Here is a 24,127-nt window from a genome sequence, read left to right as displayed (position 1 = left end):
AACCCAGCGCTATAAGGCCAATGACGCTGCAGGTGCGTCACTGGACAAGGTGAGGCGAATCATGCGGCGCAACTCAGGCACACACGAGCCGCATTGGGTGCCGCATTTCAGCGCGTCTTGCAGGGTGGCCAAACGCGCGTTCTCGTCGCCTTGGCCGGCCTTTAAATGGGCTTGGATGGCCACGTCTTTCACGCCGACACAGGCGCACACCGTTGCGCCTGCATCGACCAAGGCAACCGGGGGTTGATTGCCTGTCATCAGCAGGCGACGGCCAAAGTCTTGCGTGGATGCCTGCGTTTGAAGCAGGGCTTTGAGCCACGTTTCAGCGGAGGTGTCCCCCGCGATCACGAAGGCGTCCAGTTGCGTGTGAGATGTGGCGCCTGTGTTGTTGCCCGCGTTGGTTTTGAGTTGTTGGCGTTTCAACCTCAGACTGCGCAGTTGGCCATGCTTGGCATCGATATAACGCAGGCTGTCTATACCGTTCAGCCCCAAGAGTTTCTCGATGTCGTGCAGCAACGCCATGTTGGGCGCTTCGCTGCACGCCGCACGCATGAGCACACCTTGGCATGCGGGGCCTTTAACTTGCCCATCGGAGGTCGCGTCGCCACTGAAAGGCACGCAGCTGGCAAATTCAAACTGCACCATGCGCGCGCGCAGGGCTTGCAAAATGGTTTGCGCCTTGTCTTCGGGCAACCAAGCCACAGCCAGCAAAGTCCAAGGCAGTTCGGCCTTAAGCACTTTGACAGCGGCATGCTTGAGCTCCGGTTGCTTGGAGCTGGGGCAATACGCCGAGGTGGTGATGGCGTTGACGCCCGCGAGCGGTTTGTTTTGGTGGTCGCGACCGCTCAAAAACGCAGGACCCCAATGCATGGCGATGAAGGCTTGGTGAGCGCCGAGGTCGCTGCTGGCTTGGGCGGGCACCACGATGGAGCCGCGCTTGCTGGTGACGTGCACCAAGCCGCCTTCGGTCAAGTCGAGTCGCGCCATGTCGTCTGGGTGCAGCTGCACCACGGGTTCAGCCACATGGCCAAAGAGTTTGCCGACCAAGCTGGTGCGCGTCATGCCGTGCCATTGGTCGCGCAAGCGGCCTGTGTTGAGCGAGAACGGAAAACGTGACTCGCGGGCTTCCGCCGTGGGCACATAAGGCAAGGCTGCAAATTTGGCGCGTCCGTTAGCTGTGGCAAACACGCCGTCTTCGTACAAGCGCGCTTGGCCTTGGGCGGCACCCTCGCGCATGGGCCACTGCTCGGGGGTGTGTTCTAAGTGCGCGTAGCTCAGGCCAGTGATGTCGAGGTCTCGGCCTCGTGTGGATTCACGGTGCTCCACCCAAATTTCTTCGGGCGAGGTGTAGGCCATGTGCAGGCCGCGGGGGGGAGTGTTGCTGGTCGCGTGGGCATCGTCCAATGACGGTGTCAGGCTGGGTGTGGCATGTGCCGCGACACCGGGCTCTTCACGCAAACGGGCTGCCAAGTCCACCACGATTTGCCAATCATGTTTGGCTTGGCCGGGGGCTGGCACGGCCGCACGAACGCGTGTGATGCGGCGTTCGCTGTTGGTGACCGTGCCTTCTTTTTCGCCCCAGGTTGTGGCGGGCAGCAGCAGATCGGCGAAGTCACAAGTTTCGGCGGTGGCAAAGGCTTCTTGCACCACGACAAACTCTGCGCGTTCTAAGGCACGGCGCACCGTGGCTTGGTCGGGCATGGATTGCGCGGGATTCGTGCAGGCAATCCACAGCGCTTTAATTTCGCCATCGGCAGCGGCTTCAAACATTTCCACCGCGGTCTTGCCGGGCTTGGATGGCACATCGTCAATGCCCCACAGGGCTGCGACTTCGGCGCGGTGTTCGGGTTTGCTCATGTCGCGGTGGGCGCTGATGAGGTTGGCCAAGCCTCCCACCTCGCGACCGCCCATGGCGTTGGGTTGACCGGTGAGTGAGAAAGGTCCTGCCCCGGCTTTGCCAATTTGTGCGGTTGCCAAATGCAAGTTGATGAGAGAGGCGTTTTTGGCCGTGCCGCTGCTCGACTGGTTCAAGCCTTGGCAATACAGGCTGAGCGTGCGCCACTTGGGGTCAGGCGCGTTGTTTGAACTGTGGGGGGGCACGCCCGCAAACCAGCGGGTGGCTTGCAGCAGTTGTTCGGGCGTGATGCCGCACACGTCGTGCACGCGTGCGGGCGTGTAGTCGGCCACCAAATTTTGCAGTGCTTCAAAGCCCTCGGTGTGCGCGGCGATGTAGGCCGTGTCGACCCAGCCCTCGGCCAACATCACATGCAGCATGCCGTGAAACAAGGTCACATCCGTGCCGGGTTGCAGCTGCAAGTGCAGGTCGGCGCTGCTCGCGGTGTCGGTGCGGCGCGGGTCGGCGACGATGATTTTGAGGTTTGGGTTTTTCGCCCGTGCGTCCTCGATGCGCCTGAACAAAACAGGGTGCGCATAGGCCGCATTGCTGCCCGCGATGAACAGGCAGTTGGCGTGCATCACGTCGTCGTAGCAAGCGGGTGGGGCATCGGCGCCGAGGGTGAGCTTGTAGCCCGCCACCGCGCTGCTCATGCACAGACGCGAGTTGGTGTCGATGTTGTTTGTGCCCAGCAAACCTTTGGCCAATTTGTTGAACACGTAATAGTCTTCGGTCAGCAACTGGCCTGAGACATAAAACCCAAGCGCATCGGCCCCGTGCGCACGCACGATGCTGGCCAGTGTCTGGCTGGCCAGTTGCATGGCGTTGTCCCACGCCATGGGTTGCAAACTCCCGCCGCGAACCAAGCGGCGCATGGGCTGCAGCAAACGCGTTTGTTCCGCCATCACGGGGCTGGCCGTGAGGTGCAAGGTCGATCCTTTGCTGCACAAGCGGCCAAAGTTGGCAGGGTGCGCGGGGTCGCCACGCACGCCCGTGATTTGGCCCGCGTTCGATTCGATGATGACGCCGCAGCCCACACCGCAGTAGGGGCAGGTTGAACGCGTTTCTTTCATGGCTTCTTTCGGGCAGTGGGTGACGAGTTGTGAGGCGGTGGGTGGGTGTTTTAGTGTGGGGCGTCGTCAATGGCGAGTGTGTTGAGCTCGTTCACATCCAAGGCCACATCGCCGTTTTCCACACGCACCGCAAAGCGGGTGGTGCAGCCAACGTCTGGGGCGTGGGCGCAGCCGTCGGCTAACCCAATGTGCCAGTTGTGCAGCGGGCACACCACGGTTTCGCCAAACACCAAGCCCTGGCTCAGAGGGCCATGCTTGTGCGGGCATTGGTCGAGCAGGGCAAACACTTTGTCTTCGGCGTTGCGAAACACCGCCACTTCCACCCCCTTGGCGCGCTGCACCCGGCGTGCGCCCAGCACGGGGATGTCGTCAACTTTGCAAATGACTTTCCATTCGGTCATGGTGTGTGTCCTTCAACGGTGATGGCTTCAAATTGGCGCGTGTCGACTTGTGCTTTGTCGAACTCAAACCATGGGTCAGGTTCGCCGTCGAGCGTGAATTGCAAGCGTGCCCACAAGGCTTTGCGGCCTGCTTCGTCGTCCAAGATTTTTTTCTTCACGTAGTCCATGCCCACGCGGTTCACGTAGTGCACGGTGCGCTCGAGGTACCAGCCTTCTTCGCGGTACAGCTGCATGAAGGCGCCGGTGTACTCCATCACTTCGTCGGAGGTTTTCACCTTCACAAAGAACTCGGCCACTTCGGTTTTGATGCCCCCGTTGCCGGCGATGTACATCTCCCAGCCGCTGTCCACGCCGATGATGCCCACGTCTTTGATGCCGGCTTCTGCGCAGTTGCGCGGGCAGCCCGACACCGCGAACTTCACCTTGTGTGGGGCATACATGCGCCACATGGCTTTCTCAAGGTCTTTGCCCATTTGTGTGCTGTCTTGTGTACCCATGCGGCACCACTCACTGCCCACGCAGGTTTTAACGGTGCGCAAAGCTTTGGCATAGGCGTGGCCGCTGGGCATGCCAATGTCTTTCCACACATTGACGAGGTCTTCTTTCTTCACACCGAGCAAGTCAATGCGTTGACCGCCCGTGACCTTGACGGTGGGGATGTTGTACTTGTCCACCACGTCGGCAATGCGGCGCAATTCGTCGGCGGTGGTCTCGCCGCCCCACATGCGTGGGATGACGCTGTAGGTGCCATCTTTTTGAATGTTGGCGTGGCTGCGCTCGTTGATGAGGCGGCTTTGCGGATCGTCCAGCGCTTCTTTGGGCCAGCTGCTCATGCGGTAATAGTTGATGGCAGGGCGGCAGGTGGCGCAGCCTGTGGCTTTGACGTCTGCGCTTGGTTTTTTCCAATTCAAAAATTCAAACACTGCGTCGTTGGTCAACAGCTTGTTCTGCGAAATCGCGTTGCGCACTTCTTGGTGGCTGTGGTCGGTGCAGCTGCAGATGGCTTTTTTCTTGGGCGTGGCCGAGTAGTCGCCGCCTGCGGTGAACATCAAAATTTGTTCGACCAAGCCTGTGCACGAGCCGCACGAGGCGCTGGCCTTGGTGTGCTTGCGCACCTCATCCAAGGTGAACAAACCTTTGTCTTGGATGGCTTTGCAGATCGCGCCTTTTTTCACGCCGTTGCAACCGCACACCTCGGCGTCGTCAGGCATGCTGGCGGCTTTGCTGTGGCCTTCATGGCCCACGTCGCCGATGTTCGATTCGCCAAACATCAGCTTCTCGCGGATGTCGGCCACGCTGCGGCCATCGCGCAGCAGCTTGAAGTACCAGCTGCCATCCACGGTGTCGCCGTACAAACACGCGCCCACCAATTGGTCGTTGCGGATGACGAGCTTTTTGTAAACGCCTTCGTGCGGGTCGCTCAGCACAATTTCTTCGGTGCTGCCGTCGTCACTGCCCATGAAGTCGCCCGCGCTGAACAAATCGATGCCAGTGACTTTGAGCTTGGTCGAGGTGAGCGAGCCGGTGTAGCGGCCAATGCCGAACTCGGCCAAATGGTTGGCCAACACCTTGCCTTGCTCAAACAAAGGTGCCACCAAACCATAGGCGATGCCACGGTGGGCCGCACATTCGCCTACGGCGTAAATGCGAGGGTCTGTCACGGTTTGTAGCGTGTCGCTGACCACAATGCCGCGCTCGCAATGCAGGTGCATCTTTTCGGCCAGCGCCGTGTTGGGGCGAATACCCACGGCCATCACTACCAACTCTGCTGGCACATGCGAGCCGTCTTTGAACAAGACAGACGCCACACGGCCGTTTTTGTCGGCTTGCAATTCTTGGGTGTGAGCCTGCATGCGGAACTGCATGCCGCGCTCTTCGAGTGATCGTTGCAACAAGCCGCCCGCGACTTTGTCGAGTTGACGCTCCATCAGCCATTCGGCCACGTGCACCACGGTCACGCGCATGCCGCGTTTCATCAAGCCGTTGGCCGCTTCGAGGCCGAGCAAACCGCCGCCAATCACCACCGCGTGTTTGTATGTCGTGGCTGCGTCAATCATGGCCAGTGTGTCGGCAATGTCGCGGTAGGCCAGCACGCCATCTAACTCTCGGCCCGGCACGGGCAGCATGAAAGGGTTGGAACCCGTGGCCAAAATCAAGCGGTCATACGGCGCGCTTTGGACTTCGCCTGCAGCGTTGGTGGCGTGCACCACGCGCTTGACGCGATCCACCTCGGTCACGGTCCAGCTGGTGTGCAGCGTGATGTGGTTGTCGCTGTACCAGTCGAGTGGGTTGAGGATGATTTCATCCAAGGTTTGCTCACCCGCCAACACGGGCGACAACAAGATGCGGTTGTAGTTGGGGTGAGGCTCTGAGCCAAAGACCGTGATGTCGTAGAGGTCTGGCGTGAGCTTGATGAGTTCTTCCAAGGTGCGCACACCGGCCATGCCGTTGCCCACCATCACGAGTTTGAGTTTGTTCGTCATGGGTGGTTCCTCAGTGTTTCTCAACGTGCGCTTGGCGCGTGTACAAAAAGTCAATCACGGCTTTGCGGTAGTGCAAATAGGCAGGGTCGTCGGCCAGCGTCACGCGTGAGCGGGGGCGGGGCAGCTCGACGCTCAGCACTTCGCCGATGGTGGCGGCGGGGCCATTGGTCATCATCACGATCTTGTCGGACAGCAACACAGCTTCGTCCACATCGTGTGTCACCATCACCACGGTGCTTTGGGTGTTGGCCACGATGGCCAGCAACTCGTCTTGCAACTTGGCGCGGGTCAATGCATCCAGAGCGCCAAAGGGTTCGTCCATCAACAGTACTTGTGGTTCCATGGCCAAGGCGCGTGCAATGCCCACGCGTTGCTTCATGCCACCCGAAATTTCGCCCGGGCGTTTGAAGGCCGCGTGGCTCAGGCCCACCATCTCTAGGGCGGCGTGTGTGCGTGCGGTGAGTTGGGCTTTGTCTTCTTTGGGTTTGCCGTCCACGATGCCGCTTTGGCCAAACACGCGTTCCACGCCGAGGTAGACGTTTTCAAAGCAAGTGAGCCAAGGCAATAGCGAATGGTTTTGAAACACCACCGCACGCTCTGGGCCTGGGCCTGCGATTTCGCGGTTGGCGCAAATCAAGGTGCCCTCAGTGGGCATGGTCAAGCCCGCAATGAGGTTGAGCAAGGTGGACTTGCCGCAACCCGAGTGGCCAATCAGGGTGACAAACTCGCCTTTGCTCACCGTCAGGTCGATGTTGCGCAGGGCAGGGAAATCGCCCTTGGCTGTTTTGAAGGTTTGGGCCACGCCCTGAATTTGCAAATATTTGCTGGTCAACGATGCGTTCATGACTGCACCTCCTCAAAGGTGAATGCGGTGGCGAGTTTGATGAGGGCGTACTCCAACACCAAGCCCACGATGCCAATCACGAAGATGGCGATGATGATGTTCTTCACATTCAGGTTGTTCCATTCGTCCCACACCCAAAAGCCAATGCCCACACCACCGGTCAGCATCTCCGCGGCGACGATGACCAACCACGCTGTGCCCACGGCCAGACGCACACCGGTCAACATATAGGGCAATACCGCAGGAAACAAAATCTTGGTGACGATCTTCCACTCCGAGAGGTTGAGCACGCGGGCCACGTTCATGTAGTCTTGCGGCACACGTTGCACCCCCACCGCGGTGTTGATGACCATGGGCCAAATCGAACAAATGAAGATGGTCCAAATGGCAGCAGAGTTGGCGCCCTTGAACACCAACAAACCAATGGGTAACCAAGCCAGTGGCGAGACAGGACGCAACAAACTGATGAGTGGGTTAAACATGCGCGACAAAAACTCGAAGCGCCCAATCAAGAAACCCAAAGGAATGCCCACCAACGCGGCCAAGCCAAAGCCCAGTGCCACGCGCTTGAGAGAACTCCACACGTTCCAGCCCACACCTTGGTCGTTGGGGCCGTTGCTGTAGAACGGGTTGCTGAACACATCCACGGCTTGCCAGAAGGTGTCGGTGGGGTTAGGGAAATTGTTGGTGCTGGTGATGGACACCAGCGACCAAATGCCCACCAGCAGCGCCAAGCCCATGAAGGGCGGCACCACGCGTGACAACAGGTGTTTCAAAGTCATGGCATGTGTCCTTGTGCGAGAGCGTTTGTAGGTGCTTTAAGCGTGAACTTTGAAGCTGTCCGCGTATTTCTTCGGGTCCTTGCCGTCCCACACCACACCGTCCATGAACTTGCTGCTGCGCATGTCGCTCTTGGGCACGGGTGTGTTGCTGGCGGCGGCCGCTTGTTTGAAGATGTCGATCTGGTTGATCTCTTTGGCCACCTTCAAATAATCAGGGTGGTCTTTGAGCAAACCCCAACGCTTGTGCTGTGTGAGGAACCACATGCCGTCAGACAGGTAAGGGAAGTTGGCCGTGCCGTCGTTGAAGAACTTCATGTGGTTGGGGTCGTCCCAAGTTTTGCCCAAACCGTTTTGGTAGCGGCCCAAGATGCGTTGGTTGATCACGTCCACGCTGGTGTTGACATACGACTTGTCGGCGATGGTTTCAGCCATCTTCATTTTGTTTTGCAAGCCCGCGTCAATCCACTTGCCAGCTTCCAAAATGGCAGCGGTCACAGCGCGTGCGGTGTTGGGGTATTTCTTGACGAACTCGCCGGTGGTGCCCAAGACTTTTTCAGGGTGGTCACGCCAGATGTCTTGTGTGGTGGCTGCGGTGATACCAATGCCATCGGCAATTGCGCGGTGGCCCCAAGGCTCGCCCACGCAGTAGCCATCCATGTTGCCCACGCGCATGTTGGCGACCATTTGAGGCGGTGGCACGGTGATGACCTTGGCGTCTTTGAGGGGGTTCACACCGACACTGGCCAACCAGTAATACAACCACATGGCGTGTGTGCCCGTCGGGAAAGTTTGCGCGAAGGTGTATTCACGCTTGTCAGTGGCCATCAGTTTGGCCAAGCTGGCGGCGTCGACCGCGCCTTTGTCAGCCAGCTTTTTGGACAGGGTGATGGCCTGGCCGTTTTGGTTCAGGTTCATCAGCACGGCCATGTCTTTTTTCGGACCAGCCGTGCCCATGTGAACGCCATAAATCAAGCCGTACAAGGCGTGGGCAAAGTCGAGCTCACCGTTGACCAGCTTGTCGCGCACACCGGCCCAACTAGATTCTTTAGACGGGATGATCTTGACGCCGTATTTCTTGTCGAAGCCAAGGACAGACGCCATCACCACGCTCGCGCAATCGGTGAGGGGAATGAAGCCAATCTTGACCTCTTCTTTTTCAGGCTTGTCCGAGCCTTGGGCATACACGGCGGCACGCAAGGCGGGCGCGATGGTGAGTGCGCCTGCTGTGGCAGCTTGCAAGATATTGCGGCGGCTCATGGGGGTCTCCAAAAGTTTCGTCATGACTTCACTCCTTGATAAATGGCTGGGCAGAAACGACAAAAGCGTCCTCACCGCATACACCTTGGGTGCATGGGTGGGGACGCCTTTGTCCTTGAACCGTCATTGGTTCTTGTGATGAACTGTTTGCAATTGCTGTGCCAGCTTCTAGGGGTTCTCCCGAGTTTTTAGCGCCCCATCTTGGTGACTGCTGGGGTTGTGTGTTTTAACTTTGCACCGAATTGGCGTTTTTGTGGGTTTCGTGCACTCAAGCCAGCAACTCCGCCATGTCCAGCATGCGATGCGCGACCTCCGCTAACTTGAGGCCTTTGTCCATGGCGACCTTGCGCAGTTTGGTGAAAGCTTCTTTCTCGCTCAGGCCTTGTCGCTCCATCAGCAGTGCTTTGGCGCGGTCGATGACGGTGCGCTCTTGCAAGGCGCTGCGCGCGTCGTCTCGCTCCAAGCGCAGGCGTTCTTCATAGTCGAAGCGGGCCATGGCCACGTCCAAGATGGGGCGTATGCGGGTGCTCGACAAGCCGTCCACGATATAGGCCGACACGCCTACAGCCACGGCATCACGCACATGGCTGGTGTCGCTGTCGTCGGTGAACAGCACGATGGGGCGACGGGCGTCGCGGGTGGCAAACACCACATGCTCCAGAGCATCACGCGCCTCAGACTCGGCGTCCACGATGATCAGATCGGGCTGCAATTGGTGAATTCGGTCGGCCAAGAACACGTCGGCGGGCAGGGTGGCAATCAGGTTGAAGCCGCTTTCCAGCAGCCCAATGCGCAAGGCGCGTGAGCGCTCGGCTTGGCTCAGTGCGTGGTCGTCCTCGGGGTCTTCCACCACCAAGTCGGGGGCCACGACCACGATGCGCAGGGCTTGTGGGCGTGGTGTTTTTTGGGTTTGCATTGCGTACTGCTATGCAAAACGTGTACCAGAACTGCAGGAGTCTTGTGTTTGGATTCAGCGTCGGTTGTCAATTTTTATCGACCCGACCTCTGGAGATTGAGCTTGTGGCTCGTTTTCTCTTTGGGATGCTAAGAATTTCGGGTTCTTCAAGAAGTAATCCCGGTGCCACGTTTAAACCTTTCGCAAGCGCATGAATGACAGTCAATGTTGGATTTGCATGTCCCATCTCAATTCTGCTTAGGTAAGTTCTGAAGAGCGCAGCCCCTTCTGCTAAGTCCTCTTGGGTCATGCCTTTTAGATCTCGAAACTCTTTGATGCGAAGACCAAAACTTTTTTGTAGGGGATGGATGTTGTCGTTTGTCACGGCAACATTTATCACTTTCGTGCTTTAATTCGTACACACCTTAATTCGTACATTAGTGGTGTTTATCAGTTTTTTTACTTTTGGAGACTCAGATGAAAAGCAAATTGAATGTGATCGCTGCTGCAATGGCAGTGGTTTCTTTATGTGCTGGTTGTGCAACGGCAGGGAAGGATGTTTCAGCTTCCTATGTTTCACCAGCGCAGTTTTCAAACTTGGATTGCGATCAGTTACGGATGGAAATGAGCCGTCTCAACGGTCGCGTCAATCAACTGACAGGGCGTTTGGATGAGGCTGCAGGTAACGATAAAGCGCTTGTTGCAGGCGGACTTTTGTTTTGGCCGGCGTTGTTTGCCCTTGGAGGAACAAAACAGCAAGAGGCTGAGTTGTCGCGTTTGAAGGGTGAATACGAGGCAATTCAAACGACCAACACTCAGAAAAAATGTTCATGAAAAAGTTGATGATTTCCGTACCGCAAATGCGGTCAGTGACTAGCCTGTTCGTCGCAGTTGCAACAGTTGCGTTGCTTTCTGGCTGTGCTTCGTCAGCAAGAATTGACCAGATGACAGCAGCGCGAACTGATTTCGATCAAGTTTCTAAGTCGCCCGTCAACTCAGCTTTGAAAACTAATGTTGCGGTTTCAATGGTGACTGGGGGTTCTGAGACCAATGCGATGTGGCGTTCTAAAGTTTCGTCTGATGCATTTCAGCGTGCGCTAGAAGAGTCTTTGCGAAATGCGACGCTGCTGAATCCGGTTTTTGCTACTGCTCAATATCAGTTGACAGCAGATTTATTGGATTTGAGTCAACCGTTTATGGGGGCAAACCTTGACGTCTCTTCATCAGTTCGTTATTCGTTGCTTGAACAACACGCGCAAAGAGGTTTATGCGCGTGTTGTTCAAGCAACGCATACAGCCAAATGGAATGATGCTTTTGCGTACAACGATCGTTTGACAATTGCTAACGAAGGTGCCATTCGAAACAGTATCAAGTTGGTGATTGATGATCTGCTGAATTTGAAGTTGCAATAGCCGTTGGTAGATTGGACAGGCGTGCGATGTATCCACTGCATCTCTGTGCTCATTTCGAGCAGTTAAAGCTAGCTTTGGGTTAATTAATTTAGTGAAACAAATTGTTTTTAGCGGCGGCGGGTGCAATCTCGCCGCCGCTGTTATTTGTAAGCGAAGCGCTTCTTCACTTGTTGTAAAGTGTTGACCGCAAAGCCTAGCCTGTCACTCAGGCTTGGGTTTGGAATCGGACACCGCATTTCTTACCAATCCATCTATTAAAAGAATGAGCGCACACATGGCTGCTGAAAAATCAAAAATCATTTACACCTTGACGGACGAAGCGCCTTTGCTGGCCACCCGTGCGTTTTTGCCCATCGTTCGCACGTTTGCAGACGCCGCGGGTATTGACGTGGTGGAGAGCGACATCTCCGTCGCGGCCCGCATTTTGGGTGAGTTTTCGGATTTGCTGCCCCCTGAGCAGCGCGTCACCAACAACTTGGCCGAACTGGGCAAGCTGACCTTGAAGCCCCAAGCCAACATCATCAAGCTGCCCAACATCAGCGCATCGGTGGGCCAACTGGTGCTGGCGATCAAGGAGTTGCAGTCCAAAGGTTATGCGTTGCCTGATTACCCTGAGAACGCCAAGACCGACGAAGAAAAAGCCCTCAAGGCCCGTTATGCCAAGTGCACCGGCTCTGCCGTGAACCCTGTGCTGCGCGAAGGCAACTCGGACCGCCGCGCGCCACGCGCCGTGAAAGAGTTTGCCCGCAAGAACCCACACAGCATGGCCGATTGGAGCCAAGCTTCGCGTTCACACGTCTCGCACATGCATGCCGGCGACTTCTACCACGGTGAAAAGTCCATGACCATGGACCGTCCCCGTGAAGTGAAGATGGAGCTGATTACCAAGAGCGGTAAAACCATTGTCCTGAAGCCCAAGGTGGCCTTGCTTGACCGTGAAGTCGTGGACAGCATGTTCATGAGCAAAAAAGCTTTGCTCGAGTTTTACGAAAAAGAAATCGAAGACGCGCACCAAACCGGCGTGATGTTCTCCTTGCACGTCAAGGCCACCATGATGAAGGTGTCGCACCCCATCGTGTTCGGTCACTGCGTGAAGATTTTCTACAAAGACGCGTTTGCCAAGCACGCCAAGTTGTTTGACGAACTGGGTGTGAACGTGAACAACGGCATGGCCGATCTGTACAACAAGATCGCCACGCTGCCCCAGTCCAAGCAAGACGAAATCAATCGTGACTTGCACGCTTGCCACGAAGGCCGCCCTGAATTGGCCATGGTCGACTCGGCCAAAGGCATCACCAACTTCCATTCGCCCAACGACGTGATCGTGGACGCCTCCATGCCCGCCATGATCCGCAACGGCGGCAAGATGTGGGGTGCCGATGGTCGTTTGAAAGACGTGAAGGCCGTGATGCCCGAATCCACCTTTGCACGCATTTACCAGGAGATCATCAACTTCTGTAAATGGCATGGTGCGTTCGACCCCAAGACCATGGGCACCGTGCCCAACGTGGGCCTGATGGCCCAGCAAGCCGAAGAATACGGCTCGCACGACAAGACGTTTGAAATCTCTGAAGACGGCGTGGCCAACATCACCGACATCAACACAGGCGAAGTGCTGTTGAGCGAAAACGTGGAAGCCGGTGACATCTGGCGCATGTGCCAGTGCAAAGACGCAGCGATTCGCGACTGGGTCAAGCTGGCCGTCACCCGTGCCCGCAACTCCGGCATGCCCGTGGTGTTCTGGCTCGACCAGTACCGTCCGCACGAAGCGCAGTTGATCACCAAGGTCAAGATGTACCTGCACGAGCACAACACGGCGGGTCTGGAAATTCAAATCATGAGCCAAGTGCGTGCCATGCGTTACACCTTGGAGCGCGTGGTGCGTGGTCTGGACACCATCAGCGCGACAGGCAACATCTTGCGCGACTACCTGACCGACTTGTTCCCCATCATGGAACTGGGCACCTCAGCCAAGATGCTGTCTATCGTGCCTTTGATGGCAGGTGGCGGCATGTACGAAACCGGCGCGGGCGGCTCTGCCCCTAAACACGTGCAGCAGTTGGTGGAAGAGAACCACCTGCGTTGGGATTCGCTGGGTGAGTTCTTGGCACTGGCCGTCAGTTTTGAAGATTTGGGATTGAAGACGGGTAACGCCAAGGCCTCCGTGTTGGCTAAGACGCTGGATGCCGCCACTGGCAAATTGCTCGACAACAACAAGAACCCGTCTCCTAAGACAGGTCAGTTGGACAACCGCGGCAGCCAGTTCTACTTGGCCATGTACTGGGCCCAAGAGTTGGCCGCGCAAAGCGACGACAAAGACTTGGCTGCCAAGTTTGCGCCTTTGGCCAAAACGCTGACCGAGAACGAAAGCAAGATCGTGGATGAGCTCAATGCCGTTCAAGGCAAGCCTGTGGACATCGGCGGTTACTACATGCCCGATGTAGCCAAGGTGAACGCTGTGATGCGCCCCAGCGCCACGCTGAACGCCGCCATGGCCAGCGTCTAAGCGCACTCAGTCGCTCAACGAACCGAGCCCTCCAAGCCGTCAGGCTTGGGGGGCTTTTTCTTTGGCGCGAAGTTGGGTGCGGTGTGTCTGTGCCTGCGTGGCAATAGCCTCACGTTGCTCAGGGGTGAGACGGTTGAGGTTTTTCAGTTGCATCAGCATGCGCGGGTTTTTGGCCAGCATGTCGGCGTGGCGGCCTAGGTAATCCCAATACAAGGTGGTGAAGGGGCAGGCCGTGTCGCCTGTGGATTCGGCGGGGTTGAAGCGGCATCCTTTGCAATGGTTGCTCATGCGGTCTATGTATTTGCCACTGGCCACATAAGGTTTGCTGGCCATCAGGCCGCCATCGGCAAACTGGCTCATCCCCAAGGTGTTGGGCAGCTCGACCCACTCCACCGCGTCTACATACACACCGAGGTACCACTGGTGCACTTGTTTGGGCTCTACGCCCAGCATCAAGGCATACAGGCCTGTGACCATCAAGCGTTGAATGTGGTGTGCATAGCCGTGTTGCAGGGTTTGGCCAATGGCGTCGCGCAAGCAAGCCATCTCGGTGTTGCCGGTCCAGTAAAACGCGGGCAGCGGCTCGTGGGCTTGCTGAGCGTTGCCTTCGGCGTAGTCGGGCATGTGGGTCCAGTAAATGCCGCGCACGTATTCACGCCAGCCCAAAACTTGCCGCACAAAACCTTCGACCGCTTCTAGGGGCGCATGGCCCTTGTGCAACGCGGCCTCTGCCGCACTTACCACTTCGCGTGGGTTGAGCAGCTTCAGGTTCAACGCACACGACAGGTGAGAGTGGTACAGCCACACTTCGCCTTCCCACATGGCATCTTGGTACAGCCCGAAGCTGGGCAGTCGGTGAGTGATGAATTCATACAGCGCGACCAAGGCCTGTGCGCGTGTCACGGGCCAGCCAAATTGGGCAATTGAGCCTGGGTGATGCGCTAATTTTTTATTGACCATGTCCATCACATCTTGGGTGATGGTGTCGGGGGTTACGCGTGTGGGGGCGGGCAGCAGTCCTGGGCCTTGTTTGCCAAAGCTGCCTCGGTTGTCGGCATCAAAGTTCCATTGGCCGCCGATGGGTTTTTTGCCTTCCATCAGGATGCCGTTTTTCTGGCGTAGCTCACGGTAAAAGTATTCAAGACGCAGCTGCTTGCGACCCGCGGCGTGGGCGGCAAAGTCGCGCACGGTGCTGAAGAAGTGCGTGTCGTCTTTGATCTCCAGTGGCAAGTCGTGTTGTTGGGCCACAGCGCGCAGGCTTTGCAACACGCGCCAGTCGCCGGGGGCGGTCATCACCAGTTGTTGCGGCTTGACTTGGGCGATGGCTTTGGCCAATTCACCCGCCAGCGTACCTGAGTTGTGTGGGTCATCGAGTTGGCTGTAAATCAGCGGCCAGCCGCGTGCTTGCAGGTGCGCTGCGAAGTGGCGCATGGCGCTTAAGAAAACCGTGGTGCGTTGCTTGGACGAGGGAATGTGCGTGGATTCTTCCAACACCTCGGCCATCCACAGCGTGTCGTGTGCGGGGTTGAAGTCGCTCAGGGCAGAGGCGTCTTCGTCGAGCTGATCGCCCAAGATGAGGATGAGGCGTTGTCGGGGTGTGGTCATGTGGGCTTTTTAAAAATCGAAACCAAGTTGCGCTTTGGCAGCTTGGGTGGTGTCGGCAGAGGCTCGTGTTGCTTTGCGTGTAGGTGTGCGGCGTGCGCTTGTGCTTGTACCCCAGTTTTTACGCGAGGCGTGTTTGTCGACCACCGCTTTTTTTGCGGCTTTGACCTCGTCGGTTTGGCGTCGGCTGTGCAGCAATTGCTTCGCTTCGCGTGTTGCTTGGGTTAAGTCGACCACGGGTTGCGCCAGGTCAGTGCCGACAAATACACCGAGGTGCACTTGCATGGTGTGCGGCATGAGCCAAGGTTCAAACAGCCAAGTGTCGGGCACTTGGCGTAACTCGGGCAACCACTGACGAACGAAGCGGCCGTGTGGGTCGTGGTCTTGCGCTTGTTTGATGGGGTTGTAAACGCGTGTGGTGTTGATCCCTGTGGTGCCTGATTGCATTTGCAACTGGCTCCAGTGGATGCCCGGCTCGTAATCTAAAAACTGCGTGGCCAGCCACTCGCCCACGGGCCGCCAGTGCAACCACAAAGGGTAAGCCGCCACCGACACCAGCATGGCCCGCATGCGAAAGTTCAGCCAGCCCGTCTCGCGCAGCATGGTCACACACGCGTCGACCATGGGCCAACCGGTGCGGGCGGCTTTGAGGGCTTCAAAGTGCGCTTCGTTGAAATCGTGTTCGCGCAAACCGTCGTAGCCTCGGTGCATGTTGTGCCACTCGATGGCGGGTTCGCTCTCTAACTTTTGGATGAAGTGGCAGTGCCAATACAAACGGCTGATGAAGCCCGTTAATCCTGCACGGTGTCGGCTGGCGCTGGGAGGCAGCTGGGCGATCTGAGCGCGCGTGTGCTGCACCACCTCGCGCATGCTGATGCAGCCCCAAGCCAAATACGCCGACAGGCGCGAACATGCATCGGGTGCCGACAGCGGCGACGAAATGCCACCGCGATAGCCCAAGCTGCGGGCATGCAAAAAACTGTGCAAGGTGGCCAAGGCTAACGGGCGGCCACCACGTTGGCGCAGCGGCGGGTTGTGCTGCAGGTGCGCGGGGGCTTGCATCTGCGAGGGGGTGCACCCAGCGCGGCTCAATGTCTGGCATTGCCAAAACTGCAAAGCGCCCACATCTCGCACAGGCTCTGCCATGTGCCTTTCCCAAGCAGGCTGCCACAAGTTGCGGTTTCTCAGCCCACGCACCACACCAAACTGAGGGGTCTCATGCCATCCCACACCGTGGGCTTTGCACCACGCGCCCACTTGTAGGTCACGCGCATAAGTAAAGCCATTGCCGGTTTCTTGGTGCGCGTGCAGTGTGCGAAAGGGCGCTTCTTGCCAAATGCGGCTCAACACCTCGGGCAGCTCACCCGTGTGCACTTCTACGCAGCCGCCTTGCAAACGCAGCTCAGCATCCAGTGCTTGCAGCGATTCGCGCACAAACTCAAAGTGCTGCAAGGCGGCATCGGGTTGCAGCCACAGCTCGGGCTCGACCACGTAAATGCAGCGGACAGGCCCTTGCTGCGCAGCGTTGGCCAACGCCGCGTGGTCTTGCCAGCGCAGGTCACGTTTGAACCAAACCAGTGCGTAGCTCATGGGGGCGTGGCCGATTTGTTTTTGCGGCAAGCGTCTGAGCAGTACAGCACCTGTTCCCAGTTTTTGGCCCACGCTTTGCGCCACGTCATGTCGCGCCCGCAGGTTTTGCAGGGTTTGCTGGGCAGGCTTTGCTTGTTGCCTTTGAACGTGTTTTTTGGCGGCATGGTGTGGTCGGGCGTGTCTTGAATTGGGCTGTTTATTTGTACAGTATTATAAGCAAATGTCACATTTAAAAGAACTCTCTCATCCTATGCTGCCACTGGACGTGGGCGGCGTGTGGCTGGATGTGTGCGGCTGGTTGGTGCCTGCGGGATTTCCGTCGCCAGCAGCCGACCACACCGAAGAACGCATCGACCTCAATCAACATTTGATTCGCAACAAAGCGGCCACGTATGTGTTTCGTGTCAAGGGCGATTCGATGACAGGGGTCGGCATTTACGAGGGCGACGCCTTGCTGGTAGACCGCAGCATTGACCCCAAGCACAACCACATTGTGGTGGCACAGCTCAACAACGAGTTCACGGTCAAGCGCTTGCACCGACGCGCGGGCGTGGTGCAGCTGATGGCCGAAAACCCAAGTTACGAACCCCGACGCATCAAAGAAGAAGACGACTTCGTGGTGTGGGGCGTGGTGACCCACAACATCCACAAACTGTGCTGACCCACCAGATTGACCCCGACAGTTTGGCGGCGTTGCCACGCGGCGCGGGTGTGTATATTTTTCGAGGTGACAGCCCCTTGCCTTTGTATATTGGCAAAAGTGTGGACATTCGCAGCCGCGTCATGAGCCACCTGCGCGCGCCCGACGAGGCGCGCATGGTGGCGCAAACGCGCCGCATCGATTTCATCGAAACCGCGGGTGAGATGGGTGCTTTGCTGTTGGAGTCGCGCATGATCAAAACCGACAACCCGCTGTTCAACCAGCGGCTGCGTCGTATTCGCAGCTTGTGTTCGATTCGTTTGGTGCAGTCGCCCGCTGGGTTGGTGCCCGAGGTGGTGGACAGCAAGTTGGTCAACCTGGGCACCACGCCTGCGCTGTACGGTTTGTTTGCATCGCCGCATGCGGCTGCGGCCAAGCTCAAGGCCTTGGCCGAGCAGCACAGCTTGTGTTTGTCGGTGTTGGGGCTTGAGAAAGCCGGCCAGCGCGGCTGCTTTGGGGTGCAAATCAAAACCTGTTTGGGCGTGTGTGTGGGCCAGGAAGATCGAGGCATTCATGACGCGCGTTTGTTCTCGGCCCTGTGTGATTCGCAGGTTGAGGTGTGGCCCTTTGCCGGTGCGGTGGATGTGGTGGAAACCTCGGGCACTTGGGTGCAGCGCCACCGTGTGAACAACTGGTGTTATTTGGGCACGCAGTGCTCGCGGTCATTGCCATCTTCGCCGTCTCCGCCGTCTCCGCACTTCGGTCAAGCCTTGGCGTTGAGCGACGCAGCGCCGCGCGAGTTTGATTTGGACAGCTACAAAATTTTGGTGCGGCCCATCATGCTGAAAACAGCGGTGGTTGAGCCAGCGCGGTAAGTCCGCAACACTCTGAACCCCATGCCCTCGCAAATTGCCTTGGTCGATTGCAATAACTTTTACGTCAGTTGCGAGCGCTTGTTTCGCCCCGACTTGAAGGGCGTGCCCGTGGTGGTGCTGTCCAACAACGACGGCTGTGCGGTGTCACGCTCCAACGAGGCCAAGGCCTTGGGCGTGCGCATGGGCCAGCCGTGGTTTGCGTACGCGCAACAGGCTAAAGAGCAAGGCGTGGTGGCCCTGAGCTCCAATTACGCGTTGTACGCCGACATGTCCAACCGCGTCATGTCCATCCTTGCTGACTATGCCCCGCAACATGAGGTGTATTCGATTGACGAGTGTTTTGTCGACCTCACGGGCATGCCCCAACTCAAAGCCCTGAGTTACCAAATGCGTGACCGCGTGATCGCTTGGACAGGCATTCCGGTGTGTGTGGGCATTGGCCCGACCAAGACTTTAGCCAAGCTGTCCAACCACATTGCCAAGAAGCACCCGAGGTCTAAAGGCGTTTTCAATTACAACGATTTGAGCGACGCCCAGCAAGCGCGCATCTTGGGCCAAATTGAGGTAGGCGAGGTGTGGGGCGTCGGCCAACGCCTGAGCGCACGGCTGGCTGAACACAGCATTCACACGGCCGCTGATTTGCGCGGTGCACACACGCCCACCTTGCGTGCCGAGTTTGGTGTGGTGTTAGAGAAAACGCAGCGCGAGCTGCAAGGCGTGGCCTGCCTCGCACTGCAAGACATGGCGCCCGACAAGCAGCAAATTGTGTGCAGCCGATCCTTTGGCCAAACCGTCCACGAGCTGGTCGTGCTGCAAGACGCCATGAGCACCTTTGCGGCCAATGCCTGCGTCAAGCTGCGCGCGCAGGGCTCGCACGCGGGGGCCATTCACGTGTTTTTGCGCACCAACCGGTTTCGCCCAGACCAGCCTCAGTACAACCCGTCATTCACCTTGCCGCTGCCGCAGCCCACGCAAGACAGTTTGGTGGTCAACCGCTGGGCTGATTACTTGGTGAGTCGCTTGTTCAAAGAGGGGTACGGCTACAAAAAAGCCGGCATCATGCTGAGCGATATTTCGGCCGTCACCACGCACCAAACCGATTGGCTAGAGCCTGCGCAAGCCCCAGCCAGCCACTTGATGGCTGTGATTGATGGCTTGAACCAACGCTATGGCCGCGGCACAGTCAAGGTGTCGACGCAAGGCGCTTTCAAGACCTGGCAAATGAACCAAAACCACAAGTCGCCGAGCTACACCACGGACTGGCAGCAAGTGCCTGTGGTGTGATGGGTCTGTGTTTTAGCGCTGTTGGCGTAGCGCCACGTAGGCGCTGGCGATCATGGCGCGGCGACTTCCACCATGATTTCGTTGCGCCTGAACATGGGCAGCGTCCAAGGCGGGTCGTAGCGCGAGAGCTGCGGCGTGCCTATCACCTGAAGGGATTGTTGCTTGGCCCATGCCAAGGTTTCGTTGGTTTTTTCTTGCACCCCCGCTTGCGTGTTGAAGCCCGAGTAGCGGTACACCACAAAGTACTTGTGCGGTAGCTCGCGCAAGGTCACCGCGCTGTTGTTGGGTTTGGGAATGTTGGCCAAGGTGTATTGGCTGGGCATGACAAAGTGGATGCGCCATTGGTTCGCCTCAACCATCGCGGTGTTGCCCGATTGTGGCTCGATGGTGACGGGCGCTGTCATGGCAATTTTTGAAGATTGGGGCTCCATCGTCACAGGGGCCGTCATGGCAATTTTGGCGGCTTGTTGTGAGCCCGCAGCGCGGTTGTTGCCAAAGATGTAATCAGCAATCAAGCGAAAGCCTTTGCCAGATGCAGCATCCATGTCGCCGTCCACCACGGTTTCGGCGATCAAGGTGGGCGCGTAGTGCCGCAGCTCGAAGGGGCCTTGCGCGATGCGCACGTCGTAGCGAGGTTCTTCCGTGGCCATGGTCGGTTCCATCCATAAAAATCCAGCCAACAAGGCGATGAGGGTGTGAGTGTTTAAGCGCATGACGGCAGTTGCTCCAGCAGGTGTTCGATCAGGGGATGGACAAGCCAGCGTTTCAAAGCCAGAGTTTGCGGTAAGTGCCGTCGGCGTCGTAGTCGTGTGCCTGCTTATCGGGGTTGAAGCGCCTGGACCCTCTGGGGTCAGTGCCGCGACCGCTGAGGTACAACCAGTTGCCTTGGTTGTTGTAGATGTCAAAGTCAATCAGCTGCGATTCAAACCAAGCGGCACCGGCACGCCAATCGCCGTGCAAATCGTGGATCAAAAAACTCGCTAGGTTTTGCCGCAAACGGTTGGACGAATAGCCTGTGGCGTTGAGTTCGCGCATGCCTGCGTCAATCAGCGCGTGGCCCGTTTGGCCTGTGCGCCAGCGCTCAAAGCCGCGTGCGTTGTGGGCGCGTTGTTGTAACGGGGCGTCCGACAAGCCACGTTGCCAATACATGCGCTCGCCGTACTTGAGGTGCAGCCAGCGGAAGTGGTCGCGCCACAGCAGCTCAAAGCTGATCCAGTAGGTGCTGTCCGTGGCACCGTGTTGCGCTTCAAAGGCCTGAATGGCCGCCCATGCCTGACGCGCAGACAGCGCGCCAGTGGCCAACCACGGTGACCACTTGGTGGAGTAATCGGCCCCATAAAGTCCATTGCGCGTGGCCTTGTAGCTGTGCGGCAAACCTCGGCTGCAGTATTGCGCCAGATGCGCAAGTGCCGCACGTTCGCCGCCATGAAACGCAGGCTGCGACCAAGGAAATGCAGAGCGTGGATCGTTCAGTGGGGTGTAGGTGCTGGCGTGGGTTGCTAGGGCGTCGTGTGGCAGGTTCTCCGGCCGCGCAGGCAGGCGTGTGATGGCGGCTGCTGGCTTGGCCGGTGCGCACGCATGGCGCTCAACGGCGCGGCGAAAGCTAGAAAACTCATCGGGCACATCGTGCGGCTCGAAGGGCAGTTGGTCGGGGGCCATCAACGTGGATTGCCACACGGTCTGCACCTCTCGTCCTCCTTTTTGCAGGGCTTGGATGTGGGCCTCTTCGTAGGGGGCCGCAATGTCTTCGCACACCAGTGTGCTGGCACCGAGGCGGGTCATCAGCTCGGCCAGCACCTGGCTAGGATCGCCACTGATTTGTAGCAGCTGGCTGCCAAGTGCAGCCAACTGTTCGCTCACATCGTGCACGGCCATGGCCGCCCAGGCTAAGCGGTGCTCGCTGGTGCGCACAAAGCCCCAAGGGCTGGTCAATTGCAAGGCGGTGTCGTGCACATAAACCGGCAGCAGCCACGTACGGTGCCGCTCGGCCAGTGCGATGGCGTGTTGCAGGGCTGGGTTGTCGTGGAGGCGCAGGTCGTTTCTGAACCAGTAAACGACGCCCGAGATGGTGGCCGGATGTGTCATTTTTTTCCGTGAAACACGGCGACGTGGCGATCTTGGGGCCGCACATCGTCCCGCAAATCAATGCCTTCATGCGCTGCAATTTTTTCTAAAGCGTTTTCAAACAGCGAGCGTGCAGACCCTGAAATAGAGCGCAGGTAAGCGTGCAGGTGTGAGTCTTCGGCGTTTCGATTCAAGCACTCTTGGCTGTATTGCTCAAAGCTGGCAAGCTGTGCAATCAGCTCGGCCACATGGCGCGGGCATTCGCACAGCACATTGGTAGAAATGCCCGCCACGCGGCTGAGGGTGGCGTCTGAGTATTTACGTGCCGCAATGACTGCCCCCGTGGTGCCGAACTCTTGCGCACGCTCAGGATCGACAAACAAAACCGATTGCAGCAACTCAGCCAACTCGATGTCGGAGATGGGTTCACGCCGCACGATGAAACCCGAAAACTTCATGGCCTGAACCACCGCATCCGTTGCAAAGTTATAAATAACGATGGTTTGCGCAAATTTATGCTTGGCAACCAGCGCTTGAAGGTCGGTGTGCACCGTTGTTTGCAAGGTGTTGACTTTGACCAGCAGTACCTGCGGTTGCTGAGGCAACTCGGCCTGTGAGGCGGTGCTCAAGTCCTGCAACACATCGGTGACTTTGATTTGGTTTTGTTTCAAGCCCGCTGCAAATTTCTGGGATTCAATCCGATTGGCCATGCTCAGGCCGACCACCGCCAATGAGACGGGCAGGCCAGGTGTCACCACGCTCGGCGATGTGTGGTGCGGCAAGTTGCTCATGCGGCGAAGTTGCTCTAGGTCGAGGTTGGCGATGGTGCTGATGGCATGGCCGTTTTGCGACAGCTGTTTGAGCAGCAAGGCTTTCGAGACATCGTGCTCGGCAAACAAACGCTGCTTGCCTTCGGTCTTGACGGGGGTGAATGCGCCGTAGCGCGTCTCCCAAATGCGCAGCGTCGACACAGGAATGCCTGCGGTTTTGGACACAGCACCAATGCGGTACAGAGCGGTTGTTGGCAGGGCACTGGTGTTTGACATCATTATTTGAGTAGAATTTGCGTAGATTATGTGTTGAAATATTTTATTTGAATAGATATTCAAGGTGTCGCGTAGGTTTATCCTTAAAAATTCAACGCAACTTAGTTTTAACGTCCAACCTGAAGGATGAGACATGACCGATGACGTGAGGTGCTGCGGCACCGGAACCTGCATCATCAACGCCGATGGTGTGTGCTGGTGCGGCCAGCGCTGGGATGGCGAGAAAATGAGTTTTTCCCGTGCTGATGCCCCCGCTGCGACGGGCTCCAGCGTGCCAGACGCGCCCAGTCTGTCTTCGGCGACTCACCCCGACATCCCGTCCAAGTAAGGTGCTGGCGCATAAACTCTGCGCCTATGTTGATCCTTGGTATTGAATCTTCCTGCGATGAAACGGGTGTTGCGCTCGTGGAATTAGACGCGCACCCTGAGCCGCAACCGGTGCTGCCAAGATTGCTATCGCACGCCCTGTACAGCCAAATTGCCATGCACCAAGCCTACGGCGGTGTGGTGCCCGAGTTGGCGAGCCGTGACCACATTCGCCGGGTGATTCCGCTGGCGCGTGAGGTGATGGCCGAGGCTCAAAAAAGTTTGCAAGACATCGATGTGGTGGCTTACACCCGAGGTCCTGGCTTAGCGGGTGCGTTGCTGGTGGGCGCAGGCGTGGCGTGTGCGCTGGGCGCTGCGCTGCAAAAGCCTGTGTTGGGTGTGCACCATTTGGAGGGGCACTTGTTGTCGCCTTTTTTGAGTGCCGATCCGCCTGAGTTTCCGTTTGTGGCTTTGCTGGTATCGGGTGGGCACACACAGCTCATGCGCGTCGATGGTGTGGGTCGTTATGAATTGCTCGGTGAAACCATTGACGATGCGGCGGGTGAAGCGTTTGACAAGTCTGCCAAGCTGATGGGCTTGGGTTACCCCGGTGGTCCTGCTTTGTCGAAGTTGGCGGAGCAGGGCGATCCGGCTGCTTTTAAGTTGCCGCGACCGCTGCTGCACAACGGAAATTTGGACTTTTCTTTTGCCGGTTTGAAAACGGCGGTCATGACCCAAGCCAAAAAACTGGGTGATGATTTAGAAGCCCGCAAGGCTGATTTGGCCGCATCGACCGAGGCTGCGATTGTGGATGTGCTGTTGAAAAAATCACTCACGGCCTTGCGTGAAACCGGCTTGAAGCGCTTGGTGGTGGCCGGTGGCGTAGGGGCCAACCGGCATTTGCGCGAACAACTCAATGCCGCTTGCAAGCGTCAAGGCGTGCGCGTGCATTACCCCGAATTGCATTTGTGCACAGACAACGGCGCCATGATTGCGATGGCTGCTGCCATGCGCTTGCAAAGCGGTTCGGGTGGACAAGCTCAAGCGCTTCATCACTACGGGTTTGATATTCGACCACGCTGGCCTTTGGCTGAATTAGGCTGATTGGGCGTGCGTCTTGGTGCCATGCCGCTTGGCATGCGCAGCCTTCACCTGTTGTTTTTAAATGAGAG

General features: G+C 57.7%; 22 protein-coding genes. 8 read left to right on the top strand and 14 right to left on the bottom strand.

The window, feature by feature from the left end:
• Nucleotides 1–9: 9 nt before the first annotated feature.
• The 8 genes from B9Z42_RS08550 to B9Z42_RS08515 form a co-directional block, all read right to left on the bottom strand.
• Nucleotides 10–2,967, bottom strand: a complete 2,958-nt coding sequence (locus B9Z42_RS08550; protein ID WP_100132939.1) for a nitrate reductase — start codon at nucleotides 2,965–2,967, stop codon at nucleotides 10–12.
• 50 nt (nucleotides 2,968–3,017) lie between these two features.
• Entirely contained in the window at nucleotides 3,018–3,368 is a 351-nt protein-coding gene (gene nirD / locus B9Z42_RS08545; protein ID WP_100132938.1) for a nitrite reductase small subunit NirD, read from the bottom strand.
• Complete coding sequence (nirB, locus tag B9Z42_RS08540; RefSeq protein ID WP_100132937.1) at nucleotides 3,365–5,851, bottom strand: nitrite reductase large subunit NirB; 2,487 nt, start codon at nucleotides 5,849–5,851, stop codon at nucleotides 3,365–3,367. The genes nirD and nirB overlap by 4 nt, the downstream gene beginning before the upstream one ends.
• Nucleotides 5,852–5,861: 10 nt before the next feature.
• Nucleotides 5,862–6,695, bottom strand: a complete 834-nt coding sequence (locus B9Z42_RS08535) for an ABC transporter ATP-binding protein (RefSeq protein ID WP_100132936.1) — start codon at nucleotides 6,693–6,695, stop codon at nucleotides 5,862–5,864.
• The gene (gene ntrB / locus B9Z42_RS08530; protein ID WP_100132935.1) at nucleotides 6,692–7,477 is read right to left on the bottom strand and encodes a nitrate ABC transporter permease; all 786 of its coding nucleotides are present in this window, start codon (nucleotides 7,475–7,477) and stop codon (nucleotides 6,692–6,694) included. Before ntrB ends, B9Z42_RS08535 begins: the two co-directional genes overlap by 4 nt.
• A 36-nt stretch (nucleotides 7,478–7,513) precedes the next feature.
• Nucleotides 7,514–8,758, bottom strand: coding sequence for a CmpA/NrtA family ABC transporter substrate-binding protein (locus tag B9Z42_RS08525; RefSeq protein WP_100132934.1), 1,245 nt, complete (start codon nucleotides 8,756–8,758; stop codon nucleotides 7,514–7,516).
• 244 nt (nucleotides 8,759–9,002) lie between these two features.
• A complete protein-coding gene (locus tag B9Z42_RS08520; RefSeq protein ID WP_100132933.1) occupies nucleotides 9,003–9,650 on the bottom strand; it encodes an ANTAR domain-containing response regulator in 648 nt (215 codons plus the stop codon).
• 67 nt (nucleotides 9,651–9,717) lie between these two features.
• Complete coding sequence (locus tag B9Z42_RS08515) at nucleotides 9,718–10,014, bottom strand: helix-turn-helix domain-containing protein (RefSeq protein WP_143474062.1); 297 nt, start codon at nucleotides 10,012–10,014, stop codon at nucleotides 9,718–9,720.
• 92 nt (nucleotides 10,015–10,106) lie between these two features.
• Between B9Z42_RS08515 and B9Z42_RS08510 the strand changes: the two genes are divergently transcribed.
• The 3 genes from B9Z42_RS08510 (at nucleotide 10,107) to B9Z42_RS08505 (ending at nucleotide 13,548) form a co-directional block, all read left to right on the top strand.
• Nucleotides 10,107–10,463 (top strand): hypothetical protein, encoded by a 357-nt coding sequence (locus B9Z42_RS08510; protein WP_100132931.1) that lies wholly within the window; start codon nucleotides 10,107–10,109, stop codon nucleotides 10,461–10,463.
• On the top strand, nucleotides 10,460–10,939 hold the full coding sequence (locus tag B9Z42_RS16120) for a hypothetical protein (RefSeq protein WP_143474061.1): 480 nt from the start codon (nucleotides 10,460–10,462) through the stop codon (nucleotides 10,937–10,939). Before B9Z42_RS08510 ends, B9Z42_RS16120 begins: the two co-directional genes overlap by 4 nt.
• A gap of 377 nt (nucleotides 10,940–11,316) precedes the next feature.
• Nucleotides 11,317–13,548, top strand: coding sequence for an NADP-dependent isocitrate dehydrogenase (locus tag B9Z42_RS08505; protein ID WP_100133065.1), 2,232 nt, complete (start codon nucleotides 11,317–11,319; stop codon nucleotides 13,546–13,548).
• 39 nt (nucleotides 13,549–13,587) lie between these two features.
• On the opposite strand, the gene B9Z42_RS08500 is transcribed toward B9Z42_RS08505, so the two are convergent.
• The 3 genes from B9Z42_RS08500 to B9Z42_RS08490 are packed head-to-tail and all read right to left on the bottom strand — an operon-like array spanning nucleotide 13,588 to nucleotide 16,904.
• Entirely contained in the window at nucleotides 13,588–15,153 is a 1,566-nt protein-coding gene (locus tag B9Z42_RS08500) for a cryptochrome/photolyase family protein (RefSeq protein ID WP_100132930.1), read from the bottom strand.
• Nucleotides 15,154–15,162: 9 nt separating this feature from the next.
• Nucleotides 15,163–16,740 (bottom strand): cryptochrome/deoxyribodipyrimidine photo-lyase family protein, encoded by a 1,578-nt coding sequence (locus B9Z42_RS08495; RefSeq protein ID WP_100132929.1) that lies wholly within the window; start codon nucleotides 16,738–16,740, stop codon nucleotides 15,163–15,165.
• Complete coding sequence (locus B9Z42_RS08490) at nucleotides 16,737–16,904, bottom strand: DUF2256 domain-containing protein (RefSeq protein WP_100132928.1); 168 nt, start codon at nucleotides 16,902–16,904, stop codon at nucleotides 16,737–16,739. The genes B9Z42_RS08495 and B9Z42_RS08490 overlap by 4 nt, the downstream gene beginning before the upstream one ends.
• An 86-nt stretch (nucleotides 16,905–16,990) precedes the next feature.
• On the opposite strand from B9Z42_RS08490, the gene B9Z42_RS08485 reads away from it, so the two are divergent.
• The 3 genes from B9Z42_RS08485 to B9Z42_RS08475 are packed head-to-tail and all read left to right on the top strand — an operon-like array spanning nucleotide 16,991 to nucleotide 19,539.
• Complete coding sequence (locus B9Z42_RS08485) at nucleotides 16,991–17,401, top strand: LexA family transcriptional regulator (protein WP_100132927.1); 411 nt, start codon at nucleotides 16,991–16,993, stop codon at nucleotides 17,399–17,401.
• Nucleotides 17,395–18,255, top strand: a complete 861-nt coding sequence (locus B9Z42_RS08480; protein ID WP_100132926.1) for an endonuclease — start codon at nucleotides 17,395–17,397, stop codon at nucleotides 18,253–18,255. The genes B9Z42_RS08485 and B9Z42_RS08480 overlap by 7 nt, the downstream gene beginning before the upstream one ends.
• A 21-nt stretch (nucleotides 18,256–18,276) precedes the next feature.
• The gene (locus tag B9Z42_RS08475; protein WP_100132925.1) at nucleotides 18,277–19,539 is read left to right on the top strand and encodes a Y-family DNA polymerase; all 1,263 of its coding nucleotides are present in this window, start codon (nucleotides 18,277–18,279) and stop codon (nucleotides 19,537–19,539) included.
• A gap of 50 nt (nucleotides 19,540–19,589) precedes the next feature.
• On the opposite strand, the gene B9Z42_RS08470 is transcribed toward B9Z42_RS08475, so the two are convergent.
• From B9Z42_RS08470 to B9Z42_RS08460, 3 genes are read right to left on the bottom strand one after another with little or no spacing between them, the layout of a single operon-like run.
• On the bottom strand, nucleotides 19,590–20,252 hold the full coding sequence (locus tag B9Z42_RS08470; RefSeq protein WP_233203575.1) for a heme-binding protein: 663 nt from the start codon (nucleotides 20,250–20,252) through the stop codon (nucleotides 19,590–19,592).
• A gap of 52 nt (nucleotides 20,253–20,304) precedes the next feature.
• Nucleotides 20,305–21,624: a DASH family cryptochrome gene (locus tag B9Z42_RS08465; RefSeq protein WP_233203574.1), complete on the bottom strand. Its 1,320-nt coding sequence runs from the start codon at nucleotides 21,622–21,624 to the stop codon at nucleotides 20,305–20,307.
• Nucleotides 21,621–22,649, bottom strand: a complete 1,029-nt coding sequence (locus tag B9Z42_RS08460) for a MerR family transcriptional regulator (protein ID WP_158235928.1) — start codon at nucleotides 22,647–22,649, stop codon at nucleotides 21,621–21,623. Before B9Z42_RS08460 ends, B9Z42_RS08465 begins: the two co-directional genes overlap by 4 nt.
• Nucleotides 22,650–22,782: 133 nt before the next feature.
• On the opposite strand from B9Z42_RS08460, the gene B9Z42_RS16115 reads away from it, so the two are divergent.
• Complete coding sequence (locus B9Z42_RS16115; RefSeq protein ID WP_143474060.1) at nucleotides 22,783–22,977, top strand: hypothetical protein; 195 nt, start codon at nucleotides 22,783–22,785, stop codon at nucleotides 22,975–22,977.
• 26 nt (nucleotides 22,978–23,003) lie between these two features.
• A complete protein-coding gene (tsaD, locus tag B9Z42_RS08455) occupies nucleotides 23,004–24,059 on the top strand; it encodes a tRNA (adenosine(37)-N6)-threonylcarbamoyltransferase complex transferase subunit TsaD (protein WP_100132923.1) in 1,056 nt (351 codons plus the stop codon).
• Nucleotides 24,060–24,127 lie beyond the last annotated feature (68 nt).

Source organism: Limnohabitans sp. B9-3 (assembly GCF_002778325.1).
GTDB lineage: Bacteria > Pseudomonadota > Gammaproteobacteria > Burkholderiales > Burkholderiaceae_C > Limnohabitans > Limnohabitans kasalickyi.
This window is presented reverse-complemented; position numbering and strand designations above follow the sequence as displayed.